General features: G+C 70.8%; 9 protein-coding genes. 2 read left to right on the plus strand and 7 right to left on the minus strand.

The window, feature by feature from the left end:
- Nucleotides 1-21: 21 nt before the first annotated feature.
- Both AB0E90_RS42000 and AB0E90_RS42005 read right to left on the minus strand, forming a co-directional pair.
- Nucleotides 22-903 carry a carbohydrate ABC transporter permease gene (locus tag AB0E90_RS42000; protein WP_360417904.1) on the minus strand — a complete coding sequence of 294 codons (882 nt, stop codon included), beginning with the start codon at nt 901-903 and terminating at the stop codon, nt 22-24.
- A complete protein-coding gene (locus AB0E90_RS42005; RefSeq protein ID WP_360417905.1) occupies nt 900-1892 on the minus strand; it encodes an ABC transporter permease subunit in 993 nt (330 codons plus the stop codon). Before AB0E90_RS42005 ends, AB0E90_RS42000 begins: the two co-directional genes overlap by 4 nt.
- Nucleotides 1893-2245: 353 nt before the next feature.
- On the opposite strand from AB0E90_RS42005, the gene AB0E90_RS42010 reads away from it, so the two are divergent.
- Entirely contained in the window at nt 2246-5149 is a 2904-nt protein-coding gene (locus tag AB0E90_RS42010; RefSeq protein WP_360417906.1) for a hypothetical protein, read from the plus strand.
- 31 nt (nt 5150-5180) lie between these two features.
- Here AB0E90_RS42010 and AB0E90_RS42015 read toward each other — a convergent pair whose 3' ends face one another.
- The 5 genes from AB0E90_RS42015 to AB0E90_RS42035 form a co-directional block, all read right to left on the minus strand.
- Entirely contained in the window at nt 5181-6260 is a 1080-nt protein-coding gene (locus tag AB0E90_RS42015) for a LacI family DNA-binding transcriptional regulator (protein WP_360417907.1), read from the minus strand.
- Nucleotides 6261-6364: 104 nt separating this feature from the next.
- Nucleotides 6365-7120 carry an alpha/beta hydrolase gene (locus AB0E90_RS42020; protein ID WP_360417908.1) on the minus strand — a complete coding sequence of 252 codons (756 nt, stop codon included), beginning with the start codon at nt 7118-7120 and terminating at the stop codon, nt 6365-6367.
- The gene (locus tag AB0E90_RS42025) at nt 7117-7764 is read right to left on the minus strand and encodes a ThuA domain-containing protein (protein ID WP_360417909.1); all 648 of its coding nucleotides are present in this window, start codon (nt 7762-7764) and stop codon (nt 7117-7119) included. The genes AB0E90_RS42020 and AB0E90_RS42025 overlap by 4 nt, the downstream gene beginning before the upstream one ends.
- Nucleotides 7764-9674, minus strand: coding sequence for a glycoside hydrolase family 36 protein (locus tag AB0E90_RS42030; protein WP_360417910.1), 1911 nt, complete (start codon nt 9672-9674; stop codon nt 7764-7766). The genes AB0E90_RS42025 and AB0E90_RS42030 overlap by 1 nt, the downstream gene beginning before the upstream one ends.
- Nucleotides 9671-11170: a glycoside hydrolase family 43 protein gene (locus tag AB0E90_RS42035; protein ID WP_360417911.1), complete on the minus strand. Its 1500-nt coding sequence runs from the start codon at nt 11168-11170 to the stop codon at nt 9671-9673. Before AB0E90_RS42035 ends, AB0E90_RS42030 begins: the two co-directional genes overlap by 4 nt.
- 153 nt (nt 11171-11323) lie before the next feature.
- On the opposite strand from AB0E90_RS42035, the gene AB0E90_RS42040 reads away from it, so the two are divergent.
- Complete coding sequence (locus AB0E90_RS42040; protein WP_360417912.1) at nt 11324-12739, plus strand: L-fucose/L-arabinose isomerase family protein; 1416 nt, start codon at nt 11324-11326, stop codon at nt 12737-12739.
- The last annotated feature ends 68 nt before the right edge of the window (nt 12740-12807 follow it).

Here is a 12807-nt window from a genome sequence, read left to right on the forward strand (position 1 = left end):
GAAGAAGGCGGGGGGTGGTGCTCAGCCCTTGGTGGCGCCGAGCGTGATGCCCTTGACGAAGTAGCGCTGAGCGAACGGGTAGGCCAGCAGGATCGGCCCGATGGTGACCACGGTGAGCGCGAGTCGCAGCTGGTAGACCGGCACCGCCTGCCCGGAGGTGGGCAGCATGGTGGAGGCGGACACGTTGGCGATGAGGTTCTGCAGCAGCAGCGGCAGCGGGAACTTGTCGATGTCGGAGATGAACAGCAGCGCGGTGAACCACTCGTTCCAGAAGGTGACCGCGTAGAACAGGCCGACGACCGCGAGGATCGGCTTGGACAGCGGCAGGCCGATCCGCCAGAAGATGCGCAGCTCGCTCGCGCCGTCGATCCGGGCCGATTCGAGGATCGACTCGGGGAGCTGGCGGAACGCGCCGACCTCGATGAAGACGAGGAACGGGGCGATCAGCAGCGGCAGGATCACCGCGAACCAGCTGTTGCCGAGGTGCAGGTATTGCGTGACGAGCAGGTAGAGCGGCACGAGCCCGCCGGTGAACAGCATCGGCAGGTAGGTCATCACCGCCAGCGGGCGGCTGATCAGCGGCAGGCGCCGGGCGATCACCCAGGCGAGGCCGGAGGTGCAGGCCAGTGCGAGAGCGGTGCCGACGATCGTGATGAAACCGCTGGCGATGTACGCGTCGACGACGGTCGGGCCGGCCAGGATCGTCCGGTAGGCCTCGAGGGAGAACGGGTGCGGGAAGAGGCTGTAGCCGGTCTCGGAGAGCTTCGACTCGGCGGTGAACGAGCCGGACAGGATGAGCCACAGCGGAGCGATCGACGCCAGCATGAAGAGGCTGACCCCGACGATGCTGACCACGGTGAAGGGCTCCAGCGGCGCCCGCCGGCGGCGAATGGCCGTACTCATAGGATCGAGTTCTCCTTGCTGTACCGGCGCTGGATCAGCACGGCGATCGTCACCAGGACGAAGCCGACGACCGACTGGAAGAGGCCGACCGCCGCGGTCGTGCCGAAGTCGCCGAGCTGGCGCAGGGACCGGAAGACGAACGTGTCGATGACGTCGGTGGTCGGGAAGAGCGTGCCGTTGTCACCGACGATCGCGTAGATCGTGCCGAAGTCGCCGTAGAAGATCCGGCCGACCCCGAGGACCAGCAGGATGGCCGCGGTCGGCCGCAGCATCGGCAGGGTGACCCGCCAGGCCAGCTGGGCCCGGGAGGCGCCGTCGATGGCGCCCGCCTCGTAGACCTCCTCCGGGATGGACGTGATCGCGGCCAGGAAGATCACACTCATGTATCCGCCGAGCTGCCACACCTTGACGATGGTGAGGATCCACGGCCACGGTCCGGGCTCGGTGTACCAGCTGACCTGCGGCAGGCCGAGGCCGAGCAGCGCGTCGTTGACCAGGCCGCCGGAGCCGCCCACCCCGGCCAGCAGCACCTGCAGGATGATGCTGATGACGATCGGCGAGACGAAGTACGGGAAGAAGACCGCCGACTGGGCGATCCGCTTGAAGAACCGGCCGCGGATCTCGTTGAGCATGATCGCGAGCGTGACGCCGGCGGCGAGCGTGGCCGCCAGGAACAGCACGTTCAGGAAGATCGTGTTGAGCAGGATGCGGCCGGCGTCGCCGGAGCTGAAGAAGTAGCGGAAGTTGTCCAGACCGGACCAGGGGCTGCCGAAGATCCCCTTGGAGATGTCGAACTCCTTGAACGCCACCACCAGCCCGGCCATCGGCAGGTAGTGGAAGACGACCAGGTAGATCACGGCCGGTAGGGCGAGGATCGCGACGCCGAGGCCGCGCCATCTGCTGGCCCGGACGGGTGTGGCGGCCGGGGGAGCGGCCTGCGGTGTGTCGCTCGTGGATCGTTCCGCCGCGGCGGTGCCGATCTGCGTCACAGGGGATCCTCCCGACTGTCGATGTCACTCAGAGTTGCCCGCTTGCTGAGGCATGCGGAAGGCCGTTACAGAAAACGTTTACTAGATTTGTTCCCGCAACATAGAACGACGCAAACGCCTGTGTCAAGGATCTCAGCGCGGCCAAGCTTCCCACCTCACGGGCGGTTCTGCGCCTATCGAGAGCGGGCGGCTCGATCGGGTCCGGGAAACGCCGGCGAAATCTTTGCCCTTGACCGGGCCGCCATCGAGGTCGAATGATGGCGAACGATGTAAGCGCGTACTCCTCTTCGGCGCTTCGGCACGACTCGGCTTCTCTAACTCTCAGTAGTCATCGTACGAAGGAGACGTCTGCCATGAATCCGATCAGCCGCCGCGGGGTCCTGCGTGGCGCCGGAGTCGCCGCCGCGGCCGCGGCCACCCCTGCAATTCCCTGGTCGGCGGCCGCGGCCGTGGCCGCCGCGGCGCCGCCCACCGCATCGCCGGTGCTCGATGCGGTGGTGTTCGGCGACGCCGCCTCGGAACGCTTGCACAACGTGACCGCCGAGCTGTCCGACGTGGTCGCCGGCGGGCTCGGGCAGAGCGCCCGGGTGCTCAACCCGCGCACCCCGGCGGACTGGTGGGGCGGCAGCGTCACCTGCACGCTGCGCGTCGATCCGGTCGCCACCAACTACGTCACGGTGAAGTTCTGGGGGAGCGACCTCTCCCCGAAAGCGGACAACGACTGGCGCCTGCAGCTCTTCCTGGACGGCGACATCCTCGGCTGGTTCGACCAGGCCGTCGTCGACAACATCGACCTGATCGACCTGGCGCCCCGGCTGCCGGGCCGCTTCTACACCCACACCCTGCCGCTGCCGCTGAGCCGTACGCGGGGCAAGCGCACCCTCGAGGTCACGATCCGGGCGATGGGCCGGATCTACGCGTACGGTCAGAACCCGGCCGGCTTCTACTACCCGATCACCACGCCGACCCGCGGCATCTACCGGGCCTACACCCACACGGCGCCGCACTTCACGCCGGCGGCCGGCGACGTCTACGGCACGACCGCAACGCCGACCACCCGGCCGAACACCGACGCCGAGCGGATCGCGGCGGTCCGCGCCCGGGTCCTCGCCGACCAGAACACGCTGCTCTACACGAAGGCGCCGTCGTCGTTCGACGGCTGGGCGTACCTGACTCTGCTGGAGGGCTACTTCTGGGCGGACTCGCCGGCCTACCGCAACCCGGACGCCCTGGAACGGGTCTGCCAGGCGATCGACGGCCGGTACCGCGCCTGGCTCGCCGACGACGCCGTGCTGACCGCCTCCGACCAGCAGTGGGAAGGTTTCGGCCGGGTCGGTCTCGTGCTCAGCAAGGCGTGGGACGAACTCCAGCCGGCCCTGGACCGGGACGTGGTGGCCGGTCAGGTCGGGCTGGCCAACCTGGGCTTCGAGGTCGGCGCGGCGACCCCGTCGAACTGGAGCGTGCCGGGCTGGGCGGCGGACGGCACCATCGCCCGCGACACCACCGTGGCGCACGGCGGCACGGCCTCGCTGAAGATGGTGTCGGCCGGCCAGACGATCCTGGCCACGCCGTCGTCGCGCAGCCTGGTCGGGCCGGGCGAGCTCACCTACTCGGTGTGGGCCAACACCGACGGCGTCGCGACGGCCCCGCACGTGCTGGTCCAGTTCTGGGACGCCGCCGGGACGTATGTGAGCGGCTCGCCCGATCACCACGTGACCACCGGCAGTGCGGGCTGGCAGGAGCTGACCAAGACCGTGGCGGTGCCGGCCGGCGCCACCCAGTACGAGTTCTGGCTGGTCAGCAACGGCGGGCAGACCGTCTGGTTCGACGACGTCACGATCACCGCGCCGCCGCCGGTGGTCGCCGGCGCCGTCCCTCGCCGCCAGGCCTACCGGGACATGATGCTGGCCAGCCGCGAGTACTGGCGGCAGCATCAGCGCCACTACTCCAACCAGGCGCAGTTCACCGCGATCGGCATCTACGAGTGCAACCGCGGCCTGGCCCTGCTGTCACCGGCCGACGCGTGGCCGGAGGCGAAGGCGAGGCGGTGGGTCCACGAGTCGCTCGGCATGGTGCCGTGGCGCGGCCCGGAGACCGCCGACGGCGAGGCCACCTGGACGCTCGGCCACGATTACCACGTCGCCACCCCGAAGGGCCTGACCCGGGAGCTCGGCTACGTCGCCGACTACGGCGAGATCTCCGGCATGCTCGTGCGGATGTACGAGGCGGTGACCCAGGGCAAGGGTGGGACGCCGGACGAGGCGCTCCGCAAGCGGATGGTCGAGATGATCAAGGTGCGCTCCTGGTTCCGGCACCCCGGCGAGGACTCCGAAGGCCACCGCGGCATGCGGATCGAGACGCAGATCGGCTGGCGAAACGAGCCGTACCCGGGCGACCTGGTCTACGTCCAGCGCACCGACTGGGACGGCCACCCGCTCGAGGCGGTGGCGGTGTTCCAGGACCCCGACCTGACCGGGTGGGCGCACCAGATGATCGCCGACGGCCAGCTCGCGCCGCAGCTCGACCTGTTGGTCAGCACCAGCCTCTACACCCGGGTCGGGCTCAACGCGTTCCGGTTCATCGCCCAGGACTGGCCCGCGTTCCAGAAGCTCACGGACAGCGGCAAGCGGCTGCCGGGCCGCTGGGGCGCCCCGGACTTCGTCTTCACCGACGAGACCGACGCCTGCGTGGCGATCAAACGCGGCGAGGAGATCTTCTACGCCTCCCTCTACTGGCGGGCCAAGCAGGGCGTCAACGACATGGCCCGGGTGCACCTGCTGACCCCGCAGTCGGAACGGTCGGCGACCGTCCGGGAGACGTCGATCTTCGCGAAGGATCCGCGGAACACCTACACGGTGCAGGACTGGGCGTGCTGGGACTTCGCGATCAACGACTCGGGTCAGGTCTCGACCATCCCGGCCGGCGGATTCGACTATCCCGGCGAGAAGGTGCACCAGGTGTTCGCCGGGGAGAAGTTCTACCTGGCGCCGATCCCGGCCGACGTCCCGGACCCGGCGCTCGGCTCCACCACCGTCGGGGTGGAGAAGGTCCTGGTCGGCAAGGCGCCGATGTACGTGCTCGCCTACGCCGGCTACACGGTGGTCATGAACACCACCACCGACCGGACCGTCACCTATCTGCCCGAGTGCGGCACCCGCGCCCGCGACCTGCGGACCGGCCGCCTGGTGACGCCGCGACACCCGGTGCGGCTGGCGCCGCAGACCACCCTGGTCCTGTACGACCCGGACGCGCGCTGAGTCGCTGAGCCGATGAGTCGCCGGCCCGGTTTCAGTGATGGAGCCGGGCCACCGACTGCCGCACCACCACGTGGGTGCCGAGCACCACGTGCTGATCTCCCTCGCGGGACCGGCCCTCCTTCAGGTCGATCGCCAGCCGGACGGCCGTGCGGCCCAGCTCCTCGTAGGGCACGTGCACGGTGGTCAGCCGGGGCCGCAGGTCCGAGGCGAGCTCGATGTCGTCGTAACCGACCAGCGAGATGTCGTCGGGCACGCGGACCCCGGAGTCCTCCAGCGCGGCGAGCGCGCCGGCCGCGACCATGTCGGTCTCCGCGAAGATCGCGGTGAACCGGCCGGCGCCCTGCTGCAGCCAGGCCTTGGTGCGCTCGTAGCCGGAGACCCGGGTGAACTCGCCGTGCTCGATCAGCGTCGGGTCGGGGGTGACCCCGAAGTCGGCCAGCGCCCGGTGATAGCCCAGCAGCCGGCCCACGCTGGTGGTGTGTTCCAGCATGCCGCCCAGGTAGAGGATGCGGCGGTGACCGTTGGCCAGCAGGTTGGTGGTGATCGCGTAGGCGCCGCCCTCGTTGTCGTACTCGACGGTGGTGGCGGGCACGTCGGCCCCCAGCGACGGCCGGCCGCAGAGGACCAGCCGGGAACCGCTGGCGTGCAGCCCCTGGGCGATCTCCGAATACCGCTCCCGGTACTGCTCGTCGTCGCGGACGCCGCCGATCAGGATCACCGCGCTGGCCTGCTGCTCCCGCATCAGCTGCAGGAAGGCCAACTCCCGCTCCTGGTCGCCCTCCGTGGTGCAGATCAGGCAGAGCCGGCCGCGCTGGTTCGCCTCCCGCTCGACGCCGTAGGCGGCCGCGCTGAACGACGGGCCACGCACGTCGTTGAGCACGAAGGCGACCGTCTCGGTGCGCACCCCGGCCAGGGCTCGGGCGTGGGTGTTGACCACGTAGTTGAGGTCGCGGACCGCGCGCATGACCCGCTGCCTGGTCTTGGCCGCCACCGGGTAGTTGCCGGCCAGCACCCGTGAGACAGTGGCCACCGAGACCTCGGCGCGCTCCGCCACGTCCCGGATCGTCAGCGCTGCGTCGTGCGCACCGCGACTGCGTCGTTCCGTTCCCACCGCACACCCCTGCCCGTTCGCGTGACGCCTAACAATGTAACCGGTTGCTGTTACATTTTCGAGGCATGATCCGGAGCACGGGGCGTTCCTGGTGATAGCGCTTTCTACAGCCAGTCGGTGAGGGTGCGGGCCAGTCGCTCCGGTTGCTCCTGATGAAGATAGTGGCCGGTGCCGGGCCAGTAGTCGACCCGGGAGCCCGGTGCCGCCGGCCGGTCGCGCGCCCACGCGGCGGCGGCCGGGTCGGCGAAGATGCTCAGCGTGCGGGCGGTGACCCGGCCGAGGTAGCGCTCGGTGGCGGCGCGCAGGCCGAACGACCGCCCGGTCAGGTACATCGCGACGAACGCGTCGGCCAGCACCCGCGTGTCCGTGGCCCGCAGGCCGGCCAGCACCTGGTCGCGGACCGCCGCCGGAGTGGCCGGCACGAACGCGCCCTCGGCGAACTCGTCGAGAGCGGCCCGGGCGTCAGGGGAGTACCACCGGTCGCGCAACACCTGCAGGTCGGCCACCGACGTCGCCCCGTACGCCGGATCGAGCACCACCAGGGCGGCGACCCGGTCGGCGTGGGTGACCGCCAGCGCCGTCACCAGCTGCCCGCCCCAGGAGTGCCCGATCGCCACCACCTGGCGCACGCCGGCGAGGTCGAGCACGGCGACGAGATCCTCGGCGATCACTTCCGGGTCGAAACCGCGCCCGTGGTCTGCGCCGGACCGGCCGTGCCCGCGCACGTCCACGGTAATCACCCGGTACTGCTCCAGGAAGGGCACGAGCGTGGCCCAGGTGCCGGAGTGGGAGCCCCAGCCATGCACCAGCAGCAGCACCGGGCGATCCGCACCCCCGGTGTCGGTGAAGTAGCCCGTCATGACCGGCCCGCCGCCCAGAGAAGGCCTCGTTCGGTGAGGGTGCGGGTCGGTGGCAGTTCGAGGTCGGCGGGGGCGTGGCCCAGTGTGGAGACGAACACCCGGCCCGCCCCGAAGCGGCGGATCCACGCGACCGGCATGACCGCGCCGGCCGTCTCCGGTGCGCCGTGGGCTCCGGTGAACGTGGTCGTGGCCAGCACGTCGAGGGTCGGATCGACGTGGCAGTAGTACTGCTCAGTGTGCACGTCGAAGCTGCTCAGGCCGGCCGTGATCGGGTGGTCGCCGGTGATGTCGACGCGGTAGTCGATCAGGCCGCCCGGATGGTTCAGGAAGCGGCCACCGACCATGTATTGGTAGTGGGAGGCCTCGTAACCGACGGCGAGCACACCGCCGTGCCAGCCGGCGAACCCGGCGCCGGCCCGGACCCGCTCGACGAGACCGTTCTCCTGCTCGGCAGTCAGGCGTCCGCGGGTCCAGCACTGGACGATCAGATCCGCGTCGGCGAGGGCGCTCTGATCGGCGTACACCTCAAGGGTCTCGGCGGTTTGCACGGCGAAGCCGTGTTTTTCCAGGAAGGCGCGGAACAGTTCGGTGCAGGCGACGGGCTGGTGGCCGTCCCAGCCGCCGCGGACGATCAGTGCTTTCATCAGGACTCCGTCCGGATCAGGTAGAGGCGGGCGTCGACGGTGCCGGGAAGCCGGAGCCACAGGCCGTCCGGGCCGGGGGTGGCCGGCCACGACGGTGCGGCGGCGGGGTAGAGCTGCTCCAGCGCGGTGACTCCGGGCAGCAACACCTCCGCGTCGTGTCCTCGGGACCACACCGCGAGCAGATTATCGAGGCGCAGGGCGAGCGCGGTGTCCGCGCGGCCCGGCAGGCCCAGCGGCCAGGACGGTGCCGCCTCGGCGATCGTGGTGCGCCATCGTCGATGCACCCGGACCCCCTCGGCGACGAGTGCCCGGCGGTTCTCGTCGAGGCGGTGCAGGAAGCCGGACAGGTAGAGCCGGCCGGCAATGCCGCCGAGCATTGCGAACGCGGTCTCGGCGAGGGGCATCTCCACGCTCGGGTAGGCCCAGTTGCCGGCCTGCTCGGGCGGGATGCTCATCGGCGCGGCGGCGGCGATCGCCGCGTACCGGAGATGGTCCTGCTGGTCGGAGGTGGACTGGATCGAGGAGACCTGCAGGAGGGCGGCGTCGGCCCGCATGCCGCCGGAGGCGCAGTTCTCGATCAGCAGGGCGGGGTGCCGGCGGCCGAGGTCCCGGAGCCAGTCCCGGTAAGCGCGGCCGTGTTCGAGCAGCCCGTCCGCGGCGCCCGGGTCGATGTTGTAGTCGAGCTTCAGATAGCCGACCCCCAACTCGGTGACCAGCCGATCGACCACCTCGTCGAGTCGTTCCCGCACCGCCGGGTGCCGGAAGTCGAGGTGGTAACGCTCGTGCTCGACGATCCGCTCCCCATGGCGGCGGAGGTATGCGTCGTCCGGCAGGCCGGCCGCCGCCGGGCTGCCCGTGCCCATCGCCTCGGGCTCCAGCCACAGTCCGGCGGTCATGCCACGCGCCCGGATGTGGCCGAGAACCGCGCGCAGGCCGCCGGTGAACCGGCCCGGCGCCTCGCGCCATGCGCCGACGGTGTGCCACCAGTCGCCGCCGTCCGCGAACCAGCCGGCGTCGACGCAGAACACCTCCGCGCCGGCTTCCGCCGCCGCGTCGATCAGGGGCACGACCTTCTCGGTGGACGGGTCACCCATCAGCGTGTTCATGAAGTCGTTGTAGACGACCGGCAGTCCGCCGAGCGTTGCCTGCCGCCGGGCTCGCCGGGCGACGGTGAGAGCGGCGACGGCGCCGTCGCGGCCCCGGTCGGACCAGGCCAGCAGGGCCGGCGCCGCGGCGAACTCGTCGCCGGGTGCCAGCGTCACGGCGAATCCGTGTTCGGTCCCGGTCGGGCCGAGCCCGGTGACGTGGACGCCGTCGAGGGCCTCGCCGCACTCCCACAGCCACGGGCTGCTGGTGGCCAGCTCCCAGCCGACGGCCTGGTCGCCGACGCTGAGCACACCGATCGGCAGGTGCTCGCCGGTCGACCAGGAACCGTGGCTGGTCACCGCCCAGCGGCCCCGGCCGTCCTGGTCGTGCAGCGGCAGCCCGACGTCCGGCAGATGGTCGCGCAGCGGCTCGGTCCGCCACCGTTGCTCGGCCAGCCAGCTGCTCTCCGCCCAGGTCACCTCGGCCGCCCCGGGCCGGATCCGGAACCCGAAGCTGGTCACGGCGGTCAGCGTCACCGGGCGGGACCCGCCGTTGCGCACCGTGTGCCGCAGCTCGATCGCCGAGTCGCCGAGCGTCTCGATGCGGCTGATCACCTCCAGCCCGGTAACCGGATCGGCCTGGCGGATCTCCGGGCCCGCTGAGGTCACCCGCAGGCGTTCGCCAACCGAGGTGCGGACGTAGCACCGGCTCGACCGGGCTCGCTGTTCGGCCGCGGTGCAGAGGTCCACCAGCGGATGATCGACCGCCGCGGCGATGGGGAGCCGGAGCCGGGCCGGTGCGCCGTCGTCGGTCCGCACGATCATGGGCACACCTCCGTGAAGTCGGCGTGGCAGCCCTCGCCCGCGAGGTCCTGCACCCAGAGGCCGGCGAACGCGCCGGTGAACCCGAACACCCGCACCTGGCCGTCGACTATCTCGTCGGCGTGCTCGTCGGACAGCACGGTCGCGTCGAGCTCGAGCCCGAGGTCGCGCCACCCGGTTCCGGTGTCACGGGCGAAACGCAGCACCGGACCGTCGAAGGTGAGCCACAGCCCGATGCGGTCGGGCACGTCCTTCTCGGTGTGGTGCACGGTCCGCCGGCCGCGAGAGCTGGCCGTCAGCACCAGCTCGCCGGCGGTGACCGCGAGGTAGTACCAGTTCCGGCTGTTGTAGTAGGCGGTGATCCCGGCGGCCTGATGGACACCGCCGGCGCGGAAATCCATCGAGACGGCAAGCGTTTCCTGCCGGTCGGTCACCCGGCGGGCGAGCAGGCTCGGCGCCCTCAGCCCGTACGGCGATTGCCCGCCCCGGATCCGGATGCGCTCGCCGGCCTCGGCCCACTCCGGAGTCACCGGGCGGCGCAGGCTGTTCCACGGTTTCGGCGCCGGCGGCCACGGATGGGCGGGCAGATCGGGGCCGGGCACCTCGACGGCGGGCACCGCGCCGGGCACCCGTGGCCAGCCGTCGGTCCACTCGATCCGCTGCAGGGCGGTCTCCCGGCCCAGCACGCACGGTCCGCGCCGGGAGTAGGGCCGCGCGACCAGGTGCGCCAGGTACCACTCGCCGGACGGCGTGCTGACCAGGCAGCCGTGGCCGGCCTTCTGCAGCGCCAGATCAGGGTCGTCGCGGGAGGTGAGCAACGGGCCTGCCGGGTCCGGCTCGTACGGGCCGAGCAGGGTGCGTGATCTCAGCACCCGCGCGCCGTGCTCGTAGCCGGTGCCGCCCTCGGCGACCAGCAGGTAGTACCAGCCGTCCACCCGGTAGAGGTGCGGTCCCTCGGTCAGCCCGCCCGCGGTCAGCGGCGCGATCAGCACCGGATCGCCGGCCACCGCGCCGTCGGCCAGCCGCTGGATCTCGATGCCACCGAACCCACCGTCCGGCCGGTCGTCGAACACCATGTTGACCAGCCATGTCGAGCCGTCCTCGTCGTGGAACAGCGACGGGTCGAAGCCACGCCCCGGCAGCGGCACCGGATCGGACCAGGGACCCTCGACCGCGGGGGCGGTGGTGAGCCGGACGCTCACGTCCTTGTAGCCGAAGGCGTAGTTGTCGACGACGCCGTAGACCAGGTGGAAGAGCCCGTTCGCATACGTCAGGTCGGGCGCCCACACGCCGCCGGAGTCGGGCACGCCGGCGAGATCGAGCAGCCGCGGCTCGTCCAGCACCCCGCCCAGCGACCGCCAGTGCACCAGGTCGCGCGAGTGATGCACCTGCACCCCGGGGAACCACTCGAAGGTCGAGGTCGCCAGGTAGAAATCGGCGCCGACCCGCAGGATCGACGGGTCCGGATGCGAGCCGGGCAGAATCGGGTTCCGGATCAACGAACCTCCTGAGGTAAGCGCTTACCAAGGTCACCTTATGGGTGCGCGTGCCCAGCATCAAGGACAGCATGGAAAACGCTTACTGGCCTTGACGGCGGTGCTGCCGGGCCGTAATCTGCCGGAAATACGTGAAACGTTTCAGGTGGAGGCGTCGTGATCCTCACCCCCAAGAAGCGCCGGAAGACCCGAATCGGCCTGGTGGCCGGTGGTCTGGGCACCTATTGGCCGCAGTTCCCGCATCTGCTGCCTCAACTCCAGGAGTCGGCGCGCTACGTCGCCGAGCGCTTCACCGAGATGGACGCCGAGGTCACCGACGCCGGCTTCATCTCCGACGCGCACGAGGGCGCGGCCGCCGCCGAGAAGCTCCGGCAGGCCGACTGCGACCTGATCGTGCTCTTCCTGACCACCTATCTGACCTCGTCGATGGTGCTGCCGATCGCGCAGCGGGCGAACACCCCGGTCCTGGTGATCGACCTGCAGCCGACCGAGCGGATGGACCACGCCACCTTCGACACCGGCGCCTGGCTGGCCTATTGCGGCCAGTGCCCGGTGCCCGAGGTGGGCAACCTGTTCCGCCGGGCCGGCATCCCGTTCCGCTCGGTCACCGGCTGGCTGCGGCAGGAGGCGGCCTGGCAGCGCATCGCCCGCTGGATCGAGGCCGCCCGCATCCGGGCCGCGCTGCGCTCCGCCCGGCACGGCCTGATGGGCCACCTCTACCCGGGCATGCTTGACGTTTCCACCGACCTCACCCTGCTGCCCACCACCTTCGGCTCGCACGTCGAGGTGCTCGAGTTCGACGACCTGCGCGAACGGGTGCTGGCGGCGACGCCCGCCGAGATCGAGGAACGCAAGGACCTGGCCCGCAAGATCTTCGTCCTGGACGGGTCGGTCAACGACGACGACTTCACCTGGGGCGCGCAGGTCTCGGTCGGCCTGGACCGGCTGGCCGACGACTTCGACCTGGACAGCCTCGCCTATTACCACCGCGGACTGGCCGGCGAGCAGCACGAGCGGCTCGGCGCCGGGATGATCCTGGGTGCTTCCCTGCTGACCGCGCGGGGGATCCCGACCACCGGCGAGTACGAACTGCGCACCACAGTGGCCCAGCTGGCGACCGAGGTGGCCGGCGCCGGCGGCTCGTTCTGCGAGATCCAGGCGCTCAACTTCACCGACAACGTGGTGGAGATGGGCCACGACGGCCCCGCGCACCTGGCGGTCAGTGCGAAACAGCCGCTCCTGCGTGGCCTCGGCGTCTACCACGGCAAGCGCGGCTGGGGCGTGAGCGTCGAGTTCGACGTGCGGCCCGGGCCGGTCACGCTCCTCGGCCTCGGCCAGGACCGGGACGGCTCGCTGACCTTCATCGCCGGCGAGGGCACCGTCGTCGACGGGCCGCTGCTGGCGATCGGCAACACCACCAGCCGGGTCGACTTCGGCCGCGATCCCGGCGAGTGGGTCGACGACTGGAGCGCCTCCGGGGTCGGGCACCACTGGTCGCTGTCCCTCGGGCACCGGGCCGCCGACTACCGGGCCGCGGCCAGCCTGCTCGGCATCGAGTTCCGGCAGGTCTGACGGCGCACCATTCTTTGCCGGTCATTTGAATGACCTGTATTTCTGCTTTGAGAACTCACCGGGAAAAG

This window comes from Actinoplanes sp. NPDC026619 (assembly GCF_040638295.1).
In the GTDB taxonomy this organism is placed as follows: Bacteria; Actinomycetota; Actinomycetes; order Mycobacteriales; family Micromonosporaceae; genus Actinoplanes.